The sequence below is a fragment of the Pseudomonas ovata genome, from assembly GCF_003131185.1.
Lineage (GTDB): Bacteria > Pseudomonadota > Gammaproteobacteria > Pseudomonadales > Pseudomonadaceae > Aquipseudomonas > Aquipseudomonas ovata.
This window is the reverse complement of sequence record NZ_QFFU01000029.1, coordinates 1-15,195: the sequence shown is the minus strand read 5'-3', so window position 1 is coordinate 15,195 and position 15,195 is coordinate 1. Positions and strand designations below refer to the sequence as shown.

At 62.6% G+C, this 15,195-nt stretch carries 13 protein-coding genes; 5 read left to right on the top strand and 8 right to left on the bottom strand.

Going from position 1 to position 15,195, the window contains the following annotated elements:
• The first annotated feature begins 129 nt into the window (after positions 1 to 129).
• Both DGA31_RS26105 and DGA31_RS26100 read left to right on the top strand, forming a co-directional pair.
• Complete coding sequence (locus DGA31_RS26105; protein WP_109514456.1) at positions 130 to 1,257, top strand: DUF3182 family protein; 1,128 nt, start codon at positions 130 to 132, stop codon at positions 1,255 to 1,257.
• Positions 1,241 to 2,011, top strand: a complete 771-nt coding sequence (locus DGA31_RS26100; protein ID WP_109514455.1) for an alpha/beta hydrolase family protein — start codon at positions 1,241 to 1,243, stop codon at positions 2,009 to 2,011. Before DGA31_RS26105 ends, DGA31_RS26100 begins: the two co-directional genes overlap by 17 nt.
• A gap of 13 nt (positions 2,012 to 2,024) precedes the next feature.
• Here DGA31_RS26100 and DGA31_RS26095 read toward each other — a convergent pair whose 3' ends face one another.
• The 7 genes from DGA31_RS26095 to DGA31_RS26065 all read right to left on the bottom strand — a co-directional run bounded on the left by DGA31_RS26095 (position 2,025) and on the right by DGA31_RS26065 (position 9,898).
• Positions 2,025 to 2,240, bottom strand: coding sequence for a PLD nuclease N-terminal domain-containing protein (locus DGA31_RS26095; RefSeq protein ID WP_056835943.1), 216 nt, complete (start codon positions 2,238 to 2,240; stop codon positions 2,025 to 2,027).
• Between the two features lie 473 nt (positions 2,241 to 2,713).
• On the bottom strand, positions 2,714 to 4,267 hold the full coding sequence (garD, locus tag DGA31_RS26090) for a galactarate dehydratase (RefSeq protein ID WP_056835945.1): 1,554 nt from the start codon (positions 4,265 to 4,267) through the stop codon (positions 2,714 to 2,716).
• A 10-nt stretch (positions 4,268 to 4,277) separates the two neighbouring features.
• Positions 4,278 to 5,657 (bottom strand): MFS transporter, encoded by a 1,380-nt coding sequence (locus DGA31_RS26085; RefSeq protein WP_109514454.1) that lies wholly within the window; start codon positions 5,655 to 5,657, stop codon positions 4,278 to 4,280.
• Between the two features lie 167 nt (positions 5,658 to 5,824).
• A complete protein-coding gene (gene kdgD / locus DGA31_RS26080) occupies positions 5,825 to 6,736 on the bottom strand; it encodes a 5-dehydro-4-deoxyglucarate dehydratase (protein ID WP_109514453.1) in 912 nt (303 codons plus the stop codon).
• A 401-nt stretch (positions 6,737 to 7,137) separates the two neighbouring features.
• Positions 7,138 to 7,887: a FadR/GntR family transcriptional regulator gene (locus tag DGA31_RS26075; protein WP_109514452.1), complete on the bottom strand. Its 750-nt coding sequence runs from the start codon at positions 7,885 to 7,887 to the stop codon at positions 7,138 to 7,140.
• Between the two features lie 185 nt (positions 7,888 to 8,072).
• A complete protein-coding gene (locus DGA31_RS26070) occupies positions 8,073 to 8,642 on the bottom strand; it encodes a response regulator transcription factor (RefSeq protein ID WP_056835954.1) in 570 nt (189 codons plus the stop codon).
• The gene (locus tag DGA31_RS26065; RefSeq protein ID WP_056835956.1) at positions 8,639 to 9,898 is read right to left on the bottom strand and encodes an ATP-binding protein; all 1,260 of its coding nucleotides are present in this window, start codon (positions 9,896 to 9,898) and stop codon (positions 8,639 to 8,641) included. The genes DGA31_RS26070 and DGA31_RS26065 overlap by 4 nt, the downstream gene beginning before the upstream one ends.
• 204 nt (positions 9,899 to 10,102) lie before the next feature.
• On the opposite strand from DGA31_RS26065, the gene DGA31_RS26060 reads away from it, so the two are divergent.
• From DGA31_RS26060 to DGA31_RS26050, 3 genes are all read left to right on the top strand, one after another.
• Positions 10,103 to 10,816, top strand: coding sequence for an SIMPL domain-containing protein (locus tag DGA31_RS26060; RefSeq protein WP_109514451.1), 714 nt, complete (start codon positions 10,103 to 10,105; stop codon positions 10,814 to 10,816).
• A 196-nt stretch (positions 10,817 to 11,012) separates the two neighbouring features.
• The gene (locus DGA31_RS26055) at positions 11,013 to 13,199 is read left to right on the top strand and encodes an HET-C-related protein (protein ID WP_109514450.1); all 2,187 of its coding nucleotides are present in this window, start codon (positions 11,013 to 11,015) and stop codon (positions 13,197 to 13,199) included.
• Between the two features lie 86 nt (positions 13,200 to 13,285).
• Entirely contained in the window at positions 13,286 to 14,887 is a 1,602-nt protein-coding gene (locus DGA31_RS26050; protein WP_109514449.1) for an ABC transporter substrate-binding protein, read from the top strand.
• A 219-nt stretch (positions 14,888 to 15,106) separates the two neighbouring features.
• Here DGA31_RS26050 and DGA31_RS30955 read toward each other — a convergent pair.
• On the bottom strand, positions 15,107 to 15,195 hold an 89-nt coding region (locus DGA31_RS30955; protein WP_152035083.1), incomplete at its 5' end, for an IS3 family transposase.

Genomic DNA, 15,195 nt, shown 5'->3' with positions numbered 1-15,195 from the left:
CAGACCGCTTATCCGTGAGCTGGAACCCATCGGCTTCGTTGCCCTTCCATATTTCACAAGGCCAGTCTGCTGCAACTGCAAGGGACGGCCCTCGTGATTGCAGACAAGGCATCGCCAAGGAGTCAGTCCATGCGCGGATCAGGAACAGGCCAGGGTCGTATCGAAGTCGTTCTGCTTCCCACTGAAAAAATCCTCGGCCAGCATGAGGTCGTCGTACACCAGGCTTTGGGGCGGCAACTGGCTCAACTGTTGGGCGGCGAGTTCACCGGCACCTTCGATGCGGCGCAGCCTCAAGGTCGCTCGCTGTATTTCGTGCCTTCCGACACGCTGGTCGACCCGCCGCGCGCCCGACAGCTGAACATTCGCAGTGCGGATGATGTGTTTGGCGGCCTGGTGAGTGAGCCATTCATGGCCACCAAAGCCATTTCGCATGCCTTGCCCGATCAAGCCAGTGCCCGCCCGCCAGGGTGGTCCGAGGCCTTTCATGATCAGGCCGGCGATGCCGTGCTGGCCGGTTTCAGCGTGTTCAGCGAGGCCGACGCCCGTCAGGCCGGGCAGCAGATGCTGGCTGACGGCCCGGTGCGCATCAAGCCGGTGCGCGCCACCGCCGGGCGCGGCCAGATCGTCGCACAGGACTCTGCCGAACTGACTGCGGCACTGAGCGAGCAGGACTTTGCCGAAGTGGCGCGCTGGGGCCTGGTGATCGAGCAGGACTTGCAGGACGTAGTCACCTACAGCGTCGGCCAGGTTTCAGTTGCAGGCGGCGTGGCCAGTTACCACGGCACCCAGAGCCTGACCCGCGACAATCAGGGCGCCACCGTGTATGGCGGTTCATGCCTGTGGATTGTGCGCGGCGGCTTTGACGTACTGCTCGACCAGCCACTGCAGGCGCCGGTACGCCGTGCCGTGCAGCAGGCCATCGCCTATGACCGGGCGGCACAGGCCTGCCTGCCAGGCTTTATTGCCTCACGGCGCAATTACGACATTGCCCAAGGCGTCAATGCCCGAGGCCAGGCCTGTTCCGGGGTGCTGGAGCAGTCCTGGCGCATCGGCGGTGCCAGCGCCGCCGAGATCCACGCCCTGCTGGCCTTTGCCGCCGATCCGGCGCTGTCACGCTTGTGTGTCTCGACCCATGAGGTTTACGGCCGGGACGCACCGCTGCCCTCCCATGCCCAGGTGTTGTACGAGGGTGACGACCCTCAGCTGGGCTTTCTTCGTAAATACACACAGGTCCAGCCTTATGACTGTGAGCAGTGAAAGCATTGAAATTGCCGTCGGTGAACAAGCGATCTGCGGCACCGTCCTGACCCCCAGCCCCAGAATGCCGGGGATCCTGTTCGTGCATGGCTGGGGCGGCAGCCAGCAACGCGACCTGGCACGGGCCAAGAACATCACCGGCCTGGGCTGCGTGTGCCTGACGTTCGATCTGCGCGGCCATGAACGCACCGAGGCGCTGCGCACCACCGTGTCACGCGAACACAGCCTGGAAGACCTGCTGGCGGCCTACGACAAGCTGGTCAGCCATCCGCTTGTGGACCCTGCTGCCATTGCCGTGATCGGCAGCAGTTATGGCGGTTACCTGGCGACCATTCTGAGCCGTCTGCGGCCGGTCAAATGGCTGGCCCTGCGGGTGCCGGCGCTGTACTGGGACGCCGATTGGGAAATGCCCAAACAGGCGCTGGATCGTGACCGGCTGGCGCACTACCGGCGCTCGGTGGTGACCGCGGCCGACAACCGCGCGCTGGCGGCGTGCAAGGAATTCAAGGGGGATGTGTTGCTGATCGAGTCAGAGCAGGACGACTATGTGCCGCACGCGACCCTGATGAGTTACCGCAGCGCCTTCGAGCAGGCCCATTCACTGACGTACCGTCTGGTAGACGGCGCTGACCATGCGCTGAGCAGCGACATCAGCCAGAGCGTATACAGCTCGATGTTGACCAACTGGGTCAGTGAAATGGTGATCGGTGACCGCTTGACGGGCTATCCCCATCATTCGGCCACCTGGTCTTGAACACGGGTGGATATCAATAACGCGCCGGGCCCGATTGATGTCGCGGACCGGCAACCACCCAGGCCAGTACGCCGAGAACCGGTACGGCTACGATGCCGATGATCCACATGGCTTTGTTACTTGCGCTGGTGTGGCTGGAGCGGACCCGCATCACGGCCCACAGGTCCGACAGGATGATAAGCGCGACCAGCAGTACGACTCCCCACAGCCCTGTTTCTGACATTGGCATCTGAAACCTCCTGACCTTTCGGTTTATTGCCTCGGCGCCAAATGCGACGCTCTTGAATAGAAGAGGCGGCACGCTGGGGAAAGTTCAGAGAAGTCGGATAAAACGCAGGGCAATTGCCGGACGGTCCTGCGTGCCAATGCCGCTCAGTCAAGCCGGTTTTCACCCGCTTTTGCGTCTGACACTCAATTGTGGGAGGCCGCTCTGCTGGCGAATGCGGCGGTACAGGCGCAGGGCTTGTCAGGCCGTCATCGCCGGCAAGCCGCCTTCCACAACAGCGCCCTGCGCTCGACGAAATTCAGCTTGAGTGCCTGGCCTTACCCGTAGGAGCGACCAACGGTCGCGAATGCAGGCGGTCAGGCACTGAAGATCTTGAATCCACCGGCCCTTTCGCGACCGCGGGTCGCTCCCACAAAAACAGCGACCCGCGCTCGACGACGTTCAGCTTGACTGACTGGCATCAGTCCTGCGTGCGATCAGGTCACCGGTGCCGGGTTGAACAGCGCCAGGTCGTTGTGCAGGCGGTAGTGCTCGGTCCAGGTCTTTTTCTTGCCGCTGGCCACGTCCAGGTAGTACTGGAACAGCTCCCAGCCCAGTTCTTCGATGCTGGCGCGCCCCGTGGCGATGCGGCCGGCGTCGACGTCGATCAGGTCCGGCCAGCGCTGGGCCAGTTCGGTGCGGGTCGAGACCTTGACCACAGGCGCCATCGCCAGCCCATAAGGCGTGCCGCGGCCGGTGGTGAACACGTGCAGGTTCATGCCGGCCGCCAGTTGCAGCGTGCCGCAGATAAAGTCGCTGGCCGGGGTGGCACAGAAGATCAGGCCCTTGCTGCTGACCCGCTCCCCGGGGCCAACCACGCCGTTGATGGCGCTGTTGCCGGACTTGACGATCGACCCCAGGGATTTCTCGACGATGTTCGACAACCCGCCCTTCTTGTTGCCCGGCGTGGTGTTGGCGCTGCGGTCGGCCTCGCCTTTGGCCAGGTAGCGGTCGTACCAGTCCATCTCGCGCACCAGTGCCTGGGCCACCTCCTGATTCTCGGCGCGCGAGGTCAGCAGGTAGATGGCGTCGCGCACTTCAGTGACCTCGGAAAACATCACCGTGGCCCCGGCGCGCAGCAACAGGTCCGAGGCATAGCCCAGCGCCGGGTTGGCGGTGATGCCGGAAAACGCATCGCTGCCGCCGCACTGCATGCCCAGGATCAGCTCGGAGGCCGGCACCGTTTCACGGCGGCGCTGGTCGAGTTTTTTCAGGCGCACTTCGGCCAGTTCCATGATCTGCTCGATCATTTCGTTGAAGCCGGTGCTGGCATCCTGCAGGCGGTACAGCCACGGTTCGCTGAGGTCCACCGACGGGTCCTGCTCGTGCATGACCTGCCCGGCCTGCAGTTTTTCACAGCCCAGGCTGATCACCAGCGCCTCGCCACCCAGGTTCGGGTTGCGCGCCAGGTTGCGCACGGTGCGGATCGGAATGTAGGCGTCGGTGGCGGTGATGGCCACGCCACAACCGTAAGTGTGGGTCAGGGCCACCACGTCGTCGACGTTGGGGTATTTGGGCAGCAGTTCGTCACGGATGCGCTTGACCGCATGGTCCAGCACACCGGTCACGCACTGCACCGTGGTGGTGATGCCCAGGATATTGCGCGTGCCGACGGTGCCGTCGGCGTTGCGGTAGCCTTCGAAGGTGTAGCCCTCCAGCGGCGCTTCCTTTTCCGGCACGGCATCGGACATCGGCAGCTTGTCCAGCTCCGGCGCCGACGGCATGCGCAACAGGTCTTCCCTGACCCAACTGCCGCGCGGGATCGGCTGCAAGGCATAGCCGATGGTCTGCCCGTAGCGGATCACCGGATCCCCTTCGGCCAGGTCGACGGTGCTGATCTTGTGGCTCTGGGGGACGTTATCGATCGTCTCCAGGCCATCCTCGAAGCGGGTGCCGGCAGGCACACCCTGGTCATTGACCACTACAACCACGTTATCCAGCGGGTGGAGCCGGATATGCCGTGGCGAATCGGCATGTTGAATCAGGTTCATCACGGTTTCCTCAGGATTTGGCTTGGGAAAGGTCGCTGTCGTTCAGCGCAGGCCCCTGTACAGGCGGCTCTTTCAATTCCACACGCTTGATGTCTCCGACGATAAAGATGTAGCTGATGACGGCCAGCAGCGCGTTGGCGCCCACGAACACCAGGGCCCACTTGAACGAGCCTGTGGTGCTGATGATGTAGCCGATCACGATCGGGGTGGTGATCGAGGCGATGTTGCCGAAGGTGTTGAACAACCCGCCACTGAGGCCGGCGATCTGCTTGGGCGACACGTCGGACATGACCGCCCAGCCCAGTGCACCGATGCCTTTGCCGAAGAACGCCAGGGCCATGAAGCCGACCACGACCCACTCCAGATCGACGTAGTTGCAGGTGACGATGGAGGTCGACAGCAGCAGGCCGCAGATGATCGGTGCCTTGCGGGCAAAGGTCAGGGAATGGCCCTTGCGCAGCAGGTAGTCGGAGATCACCCCGCCCAGTACGCCACCGATAAAGCCGCAGATGGCCGGCAAGGAGGCAATGATGCCGGCCTTGAGAATGGTCATGCCGCGTTCCTGGACCAGGTACACCGGGAACCAGGTCAGGAAGAAATAGGTGATGCCGTTGATGCAGTACTGGCTCAGGTAGATGCCGAGCATCATGCGGTTGGTCAGCAACTGACGCAGGTAATCCCACTTCGGACCACTGCTGGCCGGCTTGTCCTTGCCTTTGCCCTTGTCCTGGTCCATGTCGACCATGCCGCCGTTGTTGGCGATGTGCTCAAGCTCGGCTTCGTTGATCATCGGGTGCTGGCGCGGGCTGTGGATGACTTTCAGCCAGACGCCGGAAAACACGATACCGGCCGCGCCCATGACCACGAATACGTGCTGCCAGCCGTAGGTGAAGACGATCCAGCCCATCAGCGGGGCGAACAACACGGTGGCAAAGTATTGCGCCGAGTTGAAGATCGCCGACGCCGTGCCGCGCTCGGCGGTCGGAAACCAGGCCGCCACGATGCGGGCATTGCCGGGAAAGGATGGCGCTTCGGCCAGGCCGACCAGAAAGCGCAGCATGAACAGCGCGACGATGGCCGTGGAGACGCCGAATTCACCGACATAGCCTTGCAGCAGGGTGAACAGCGACCAGGTGAAAATGCTCGTGGCGTAGACTTTCTTCGAACCGAAACGGTCGAGCAGCCAGCCGCCAGGAATCTGGCCGGCCACATAGGCCCAGCCGAATGCGGAGAAGATATAACCCAGGGTGATGGCATCAATGCCAAGGTCTTTCTGCAGGCTGGAACCTGCGATAGCGATGGTGGCGCGGTCGGCGTAGTTGATCGTGGTGACCAGGAACAGCATCAACAGGATCAAATAGCGGACGTGCGTCGGCTTGGACTTTTGCATGCGGTGAAACTCCCACTCTTTATTTTTTTACGCGGGTGCTGCTGTTTTTTTGAGGTGTAGCCTTGCAGGCCCCTTGGAAACGCCGTGGCGACAACGTGTTCCACCTGCAGACGATGCAACGACAAAGACCGCGGAGCGTACTCTGCGGTCTTTGGCTGTAACCAGACTTACTGCTTGCCTTGCTTGTCCATCAGCGCGGCGAGCATTTCGACTTCTTCGCCAGTCAGGTCGGTCAGCGGTGCGCGGACGGGACCTGCGTCATAGCCTGCGATCTTGGCGCCGGCCTTGACGATGCTGACGGCATAACCGGCCTTGCGGTTGCGCAGGTCCAGATAAGGCAGGAAGAAATCATCGATGTACTTGCCGACGGTCTCGTGATCGTCACGGGCGATGGCGTGGTAGAAGTTCATGGCCAGCTTCGGCACGAAGTTGAACACGGCCGACGAGTAGACCGGTACGCCCAGGGCCTTGTAGGCGGCAGCGTAGACTTCAGCGGTCGGCAGACCACCCAGGTACGAGAAACGGTCACCCAGGCGGCGGCGGATCGAAACCATCAGTTCGATGTCGCCCAGGCCGTCCTTGTAGCCGATCAGGTTCGGGCAGCGCTCGGCCAGTTTTTCCAGCAGTGGCGCGGTCAGGCGGCAGACGTTGCGGTTGTAGACCACGACGCCGATCTTGACCGACTTGCACACCGCTTCAACGTGGGCGGCAACGCCGTCCTGGCTGGCTTCGGTCAGGTAGTGAGGCAGCAGCAGCAGGCCCTTGGCCCCCAGACGCTCGGCTTCCTGAGCCATTTCGATGGCCTGGCGAGTCGGGCCACCGACGCCGGCCAGGATTGGCACGGTCTTTTCGCAGGTGTCGACAGCGGTCTTGATGATCTGCGAGTACTCGCCGGAGGTCAGCGAGAAGAACTCACCGGTGCCGCCTGCGGCGAACAGGGCGCTGGCACCGTACGGGGCCAGCCACTCAAGGCGCTTGATATAGCCTTCGCGATGGAAATCGCCCTGGGCATTGAAGTCGGTGACAGGGAAAGACAGCAAACCGTGGGAAAGGATGGACTTTAGTTCTTGTGGATTCATTGTTCGAACACCCTGGGGGACATTGTTGTGGTGAATAAGTCATCAGCCGTGTGCCGATGTCGTAAGTCATCGTACAACTGAAAATAAAATGTCTCAACAGGGATTTGCAAAATTTTTCTGCGGGGGCTTGGCTGGAGGGGGTAAGCCTTTGATTACAAGGCGTTTGCGGGGGTTGATCGAGGAAAGAAGTTATACGATCACTCTACCCGGAGCGTGATGGGCATCGGCAGGAAATCGCGCTCATCAGACACACCCCATGATCGGTATGGAAATCCCCCGTAGGGGCGACCAGCGGTCGCGAAGACCGCGAAGGCCGCGGTCAATCATGCGGGTCGTTTCGCGACCGCTGGTCGCTGGTCGCTCCTACGGATCGGGTGCTGTCTACGCGGCGCGCCGCAGGGTCAGGCGTTTTGCGCGGCGGCTTCTTCGTGGGCGTGACGCAAGCGTTCGCGGCTGTTGGTCAGGTGCAGGCGCATGGCGGCGCGGGCGGCGTCGGCGTCCTGGCGGGCGATGGCCTCGTAGATCTCTTCGTGTTCGCGGCTCAGGCGCAGGTTGTAATGCTGCTGGTCATCGTGAGCCAGCCGCGCCGAGTTCACCCGGGTACGCGGAATGATGCTCGAACCCAGGTGGGTCATGATGTCAGTGAAGTAGCGGTTGCCGGTGGCCAGGGCGATGTGCAGATGGAACTGGAAGTCCATGGACACCGCATCGATGGCGTGGGACGCACTTTCGTTCAAGGCATCAAGGGCGGCGCGCATGGCAGCCAGTTGTTCCTCGGTGCGGCGCTGGGCAGCGAGCCCGGCGGTCTCCACTTCCAGGCTGATGCGCAGCTCAAGGATGGCCAGCACGTCACGCAGGGTGACAATGGTCGCCGGGTCGATGCGAAAGCCGCTGGGGCTTGGCATGTCCAGTACAAAAGTGCCGATGCCGTGGCGGGTTTCGACCAGGCCCGAAGCCTGCAGGCGGGAAATGGCCTCGCGCACCACGGTGCGGCTGACGCCCTGCTCTTCCATGATGGCCGATTCGGTGGGCAGTTTGTCGCCACGCTTGAGCTGCCCGGAGCGAATGCGCTCGGACAGTTCGGTCACCAGTTCCTGCGCAAGACTGCGATGTTTACGACGTGCGCGAGGTGGAGCGCTCTGATTTTCCATATCCTGCAAGGTTCTTCTCGATCTGTAGACGGCCAATCATAGCGCAGCGGTTGTATGATCACACGCCATGAAAATGCGGGTAAGCCAGCCGGTCATGCCGTAATCGCCCGATGCTGGCGAACTGACTCTCTTGGTCCGGGCCGCCACCGCTCAAGCCTGCGGCTTTGCCAGTGGCGGTCAGGGTTTCAACGGCGTACCGGGCGTTTCTGCAATTTGCGTTGCAAAGTACGTCGATGCATGCCCAAGGCACGCGCGGTCGCGGAAATATTGCCTTCATGCTCGGTCAGCACGCGCTGGATGTGCTCCCATTGCAGGCGGTCCACCGACATGGGGTTTTCCGGCACCAGGTTGTCCAGGTTGGCGTGCTCGGACAACAAGGCCGCCAGCACGTCGTCGGCATCGGCCGGCTTGCACAGGTAGTTGCAGGCGCCACGCTTGATGGCCTCGACCGCCGTGGCAATGCTCGAATAGCCGGTCAGGATCACCACGCGCATGTCCGGGTCCAGCTCCAGCAGCCGGGGCAGCAGCACCAGGCCCGAGTCACCGTCCATCTTCAGGTCGAGGGCGGCGTATTCGGGAATGTCCTGCTGGGCCAGCGCCAGCCCCTCTTCGGCCGAACCTGCGGTACTGACGCGAAAGCCGCGACGGGTCATTGCCCGGGCCATGACCCGGGTGAAGGTGGCATCATCGTCGACCAGCAGCAGGTGCGGCAGTTCTTCGCCCTCGACCGGTTCGACCGTAGTGTCATCACTCATGCTTGTTCTCCTCGCTTGTCACGCGGCAGGCGCAGCTCGGTGAGCGTGCCGCCCTCTTCGTGACGATAGAGCCTGACCGAACCACCCGCCCGGGTGACACTGGCCTTGCTCAGAAACAGACCCAGGCCGAAGCCTTTGCCTTTGGTTGTGAAAAACGGCTTGCCGATCTGCTCGGCAATGGCAAGCGGCACGCCCGGACCGTGGTCACGAATGCTCAGGCAAATCTCGTCGCTGTCCCAGTCGAGCATCACCTGCAGGTTGTCGGGGCTGGCATCGGCGGCGTTGTTGAGCAGGTTGAGCAGCGCCTGGGTCAGGTCCGGCGGCGGCGCCAGCATCGGTACGCTGCCCTTGCCCAGTTGATGGAAACGATAACTCACTTCCGGGCGCATCAGGTGCCACCGGTTGAGCGACTCGTCGAGCCAGCGCGACACGGTCTGGAACTCGACGGCCATGCGCCGGTTGGCTTCGGCAGCGCGCACCAGATGCTGCAGGGTGTGCTTGCACTGCCCGACCTGCTCCTGCAGGACCGCCAGGTCCTCCTGCAAGCCCGGATCGTGGTGGTCCTGGCGCATCTCGTTGAGCAGCACGCTCATGGTTGCCAGCGGCGTACCCAGTTCATGGGCGGCGCCGGCGGCCTGGGTGGCGACGGCCAGCAATTGCTCGTCGCGCAGCCCTTCTTCGCGGCGTTCGGCGCGCAATTGCTCCTGGCGGCGCAGCTCTTCGGCCATGCGCGCGGCAAAGAATGTGATCACCCCGGCGGCCAGCACAAAGCTCAGCCACATGCCGTAGACCTGCATGTTTTCCCGCGAGATGGGGTAGTTTTCCAGTGGATAGGCCTGCGCCAGCAACCAGGTATACAGCGCCAGGGCGATGCCGGACAACACCAGCGAGTAACGCCACGGCAAGGTCACCGCAGCAATGGTCAGCGGCACCAGGTAATAGGACACGAACGGGTTGGTCGAGCCACCGGAAAAATACAGCAGCGCACTGTGGATGATCAGGTCCAGGGCCAGTTGCACGGCGTATTCCTGCTCGGTCACCAGCCACGGCGTGCGCAGGCGGATGGCGGTCAGGGCACAGAGCACGGCCGAACAGGCCAGGGTGACCGACAGTTGCAGCCACGGCAGCGGCAACACATCGAACAGCCAGGCGATGCCCACGGAGCCGGCCTGGGCGGCCAGGACCATCACGCGGATGAACGTCAGGCGCCACAGGTTTTGCCGTGTGGCCGAAAGCATTTGGACGGGGACGAGCATGAGCTCTCCTGCTGGACGCCCGAAGGGCGGGTGGATCGGGTCGAGTATAACCAGCCACGGGCCACGACCGGGAATCCTGCGGCAATGCGCCACAGGATTTTTACGGTAAAGTCGTGGGCACCTGAACCGCACCCCGGGTGCGAAGTCTGATGCAGGTTGCTGTCCAACACTCGTTGGACCGCTGTTCGCCAACAAGGAGTTCACATGTCCAAGCTTCGTCCTGCCGCCGCTGTGCTGGCCCTGAGCGCCACTGTCCTGGCCAGCGCCGCCGTTGCCGCCGATGAGCCGCGTTTCAACCAGGTGTCGCTGCGCGCCGAGGTCAACAAGGAAGTCGCCCGCGACCTGATGCAGGTCACCCTCTACACCGAAGCCCAGGACCGCGACCCGGGCAAGCTGGCCGCGCAGGTCACCGAAAGCCTCAACAAGGCCGTCGGCCAGGCGCGCCAGGTCAAGGCCGTCGAAGTACGCCAGGGCAGCCGCAACAGCTCGCCGGTCTACGATGACAAGGGCCAGAAGATCATCGCCTGGCGCGAGCGCGCTGAACTGCGCCTGGAAAGCGCCGACTTCGCCGCCCTGTCGCAACTGACCGGCGACCTGCTCACCATCCTGAAGATGGACAGCATGGACTTCTCCATCTCGTCGGCCACCCGCCGGGCCAGCGAAGACGACCTGCTCAAGGAAGCGGTGGCCGCCTTCAAGTCCCGCGCACAATTGGTCACCGACGCCATGGGCGGCCAGGGCTACAAAGTGGTCAACCTGAACCTCAACACTTCAGGTTACCCACAACCGTACCTGCGCTCGCCGGCGCCCATGATGATGAAGGCCGATCGCGCCGAAGCTGTTGCCCCGGATGTCGAGGCCGGCACCAGCAAGGTCACCGTGGCGGCCGACGGCATGATCGAGGTGCAGATTCCCTGACCGTCTGGCCAGGAGTGCGAGTCGCGGCTCGCCCTCCTGGCCTGTCAGGTCGCATTCCTACCCCTCGCGGTCCTGATTCCCTCTTCTGCACCTGACGATCTGACAGGCCGCATCGATTGCGTCCGATTTTCATCCTGCTGGTGAGCCGTACACTCGGCCTTGTAAACATTACTTACAACCAGACAAGGAATCACGGATGAATCCTCTTAATTCCCCTGCCCGCCGTCCCCGTCATCGCACTGCCATGCTGTTGGCCGGCGGGCGACCGCGCCATGCCTTCCAGGGCCATCGCCCGACCGGCCACCTGATGCACAGCACCTTTGCTCTGGAGCAATTGACCCGCCTGGCCAGGCATTGCCCCGAGCCGGAATTCGTCATGCTGCTGGCAACGGTGTTCGGCCTGGATATCGCACCGCAGACCTACCTGAACCTGCAAGCAGCCCTGCGCGAGGGGCAGATTCGTGCCCCTCAGTGCCATATCGTCCACGATGGCTTTTACCCGGCCGAATACGACACCCACACCCGTACAATGCGTATTCACAGCGCAGCGCTGGACTATGTGCAGGCCCACCCACAGGTCACCTGGGAGCTGCTGGAAATCCTGCTGCATGAATTCGGCCATCACCTCGACACTCTGTTGCGCGAGGATCTGTCTGCCGGCGCGCCGCCGCTGTCACGCGACGCCATCAGCGAAGAAGGCACGCGCTACGTGAAACGCATGGCCGCGACCGGCTGGGACGGACCGCTGCAGATCACGATTGCCCGCTACATGAATGCAGCAGGTCAGCCGGTCACCCTTGAGGTGGAGCCTCGCAAGGCGCTGCATCGCATGCTGTCCTGCCGTGCGACCCTGGGCAATCACGGCCAAGCCCCCTCCACCGCGCACCGGGAGCCTTTCGAGGCCACCGGTGAGGAGGACGGCAAGTTCAGCCATGAGCGGATCGAGAACGTCCTGCTGGAGCTGGGCTTCAGCGAAAACGAATGCCAGAAGGTCTACTTCGGCAACTGGCTGCGTGACCACTCGCAGGTGCTGGACCCCAAGCTGGTGCGCGGAAAAGAAATGGAAAAGAACTTTCCGCAGGTCTTGTCCCGTGACACCTTGATCGTTGTCGTCGACATCCTGGCAAGCCGCCACTTCGCCGCGCCGCGCCTGGAAGACAAGGGCAGCTTTTTGGTCACCCGCACCCGGCTTGGCGTCTATCGCCCCAGCGAGCACATCGACAACCCGCGCGTGGAGGCGGCCGATACCTTCGACCTGGCCGAGCGCGACCCAGACTTCGAACCCTGGGTGGTGACCGGGGACGCGTTATTACAGGTCGACCCCGACACCTCGATGAAACGCTACATCCAGCGTTCGGTCGAGTTCATGCAGGGCCAGCTTCGGGAAGCCATGCAGCAGGGCCGGACGACCGATGGGCTGCACAGCCTGGGGTCGGCCCTGCATGTGCTGGAAGACTTGTTCGCCCACTCCAACTTCGTCGAACTGGGCCTGATCAAGCTCGGCCATGCGGTGCTGCCATGGACCTCGCAAGCCGATTGTCGTCACAAGTTACCCCTGGTGACCGGCCGTTTTGGCGGTGCCGATATCATCGCCAGCCTGGCCCAGCCTCTCGCCCAGCTGATTGCGCCCTCCGAAAGCTGGCAGTTCAGCCTCAGCCAGCCTGACGAACGCACCGCCAATGAGCGGATGACGCGGGTGCTGTTACGTGAGCATCACAATCCGGCCCTGCTGGAGGGCTATGAAAAGTGGCTGGCGTTCTGTGACGAACTGCGTGCCACCGAGGCCTATCCGTATCTGAAGCTGTTGAGCTGGATCAAGCTCTCCCCCTTGCGCCTGTTGAGCAATGCCTGGAACGAACTGCAAAGCAGCCTGCTGACGCTGGTGGGCAACAGCGTCGATGAGGCGCAGACCTGGCTCGGTGGCGACCCTAACAAGGACGGTTCCACCGACCCCTCGCACTCGCAACTGGCCAAGGATCATGCCGACCACCCCTTACACGAGCCGGCAGCGCTACTGGCCTCGCAAGCCTCTGCCAGAGTGGCCAAGGCCATGCTCGACCACTGGAACAGCAGGCCCGGCGAAGACCCGCTGGCGATTGCGGCCAGCTATTTCACCCACCCTTATGACGCCGACTGGCAGGACAGGCTGCTGAGCGACTGGGCAGAGCAGCATCCGGAAGGGATCAAGCAGGCGGGTTCCCTGAAGGATCTGAAAAAGCTCCAGGACCAGATCCTGAATGCCAGCCGTCAGGTCTTGAACACCTTGACCGACGAAAGCCGCAAGACCTGGGACTACATTCAGGACCTCTTTGAAACCTGGCTGATCAAACTGGCCGAAACGCAAAACCCGGGCAATCTGCCATGGATCAACGTCAGGCCCTGACCGCAGGCCGCAAGCCCTTGTAGGAAAAGCCAACAGTGCGGCATGCTCCATCGACACATTTTCCACTGCCCGACGATGGGGACTTCATGGACAAGACTGTCTTGCAACCGGTGTTGCTGACCGCCGCACTGCTGGCCTGCGCCCCGATGGCCCAGGCCGCCAGCACCCTGGTGTACTGCTCCGAGGCCAGCCCGGCCGGCTTCGATCCCAGCCAGTACACCAGCGGCACCGATTTCGATGCCTCGGCCGAAACCGTGTTCAACCGCCTGACCCAGTTCAAGCGCGGCGGTACCGAGGTCGAGCCGGGGCTGGCCACCGACTGGGAGGTCAGCCCCGATGGTCTGGCCTACACCTTCACCCTGCGCCAGGGCGTGAAGTTTCACACCACCGACTACTTCACCCCCGGCCGCGACTTCAACGCCGATGACGTGCTGTTCACCTTCAACCGCCTGCTGGATGCCAACCAGCCGTTTCGCCAGGCCTACCCGTCCGAATCGCCCTACTTCGTCGACATGGGCCTGAACACCACGATCAAAAGTGTCGAAAAGCTCGACGACCAGCGCGTGCGCTTCACCCTCAACAACGTCGACGCCGCCTTCGTGCAGAACCTGGCCATGAGCTTTGCCTCGATCCAGTCGGCCGAATACGCCGACCAGTTGCTCAAGCAGGGCAAGGCCGCCGACCTGAACCAGAAGCCGATCGGCACCGGCCCCTTTGTGTTCAAGCGCTACCAGAAGGACTCGCAGATCCGCTACACCGCCAACACCGCCTACTGGAAACCTGAAGACGTGAAGATCGACAACCTGATCTTCGCCATCAACACCGACGCCGCCGTGCGCCTGCAAAAGCTCAAGGCCGGCGAATGCCATGTCAGCGGTTACCCGCGCCCGCAGGACATCGAAGACATCAGCAAGGACCCGAATCTCAAGGTGCTCAGCCAGCCCGGTTTCAACCTGGGGTTCCTGGCCTATAACGTGACCCATCCGCCGCTGGACCAGCTCAAGGTGCGCCAGGCACTGGACATGGCCATCGACAAGCCGGCGATCATCAAGGCGGTGTACCGCAGCGCCGGCCAACTGGCCGAAAATGCCCTGCCGCCGGGCCAGTGGGGTTTCGATCCGGGCATCAAGGACGCCCCGCACGACCCGGAAAAGGCCCGCCGCCTGCTCAAGGAAGCCGGCATCGCGCCAGGCACGGTCATCAACCTGTGGGCCATGACCGTGCAGCGCGCCTCCAACCCCAACGCCCGGCTCTCGGCGCAGATGATTCAGGCTGACTGGGACAAGGTCGGCATCAAGGCCAACATCGTCAGTTATGAATGGGGCGAGTACATCAAGCGCGCCAAGGCCGGCGAGCATGACGCCATGATCTACGGCTGGACCGGCGACAATGGCGACCCGGACAACTGGCTGGGCGTGCTTTATAGCTGTGCAGCGGTCAAGGGCAGCAACTACGCCAAATGGTGCGACCCGTCCTACGACAAGCTGGTGCAGCAGGCCAAGGTCACGGCGTCGCAGGATGAGCGCATCAAGCTGTATCAACAGGCCCAGCAGATTCTCAAGACCCAGGTGCCGATCACCCCGATTGCCAACTCCAGAGTGTTCCAGCCGATGCGCAAAGAGGTGCAGGACTTCAAGATCAGCCCGTTCGGGCTGACGCCGTTCTATGGGGTGAGTCTGGGTAAATAGCACGATCCCGTCACCCGCCGGGCTGGTCTACGGGTAGCGCTGATCAGTCAAGCCTCGACGCGGACCTGTGGGAGGCAGCTATGCTGGCGATCACGGTGTAACAGGCGCAGCAGGGGTATGGACCTTGCCGGCCTCATCGCCGGCAAGCCGCCTCCCACCAGATTGCCCTGGATCTCGGGCCTGGCATCAGACTGATCTGACCCCAAAAAGTTGGACAGTCTATTGCCATACGCCTACAGAGCGAGTCCTGAACTCCACAGGACTCAATCCACCAAGCTTTACTTTTATCCGGTCATGATTGTAGTAAT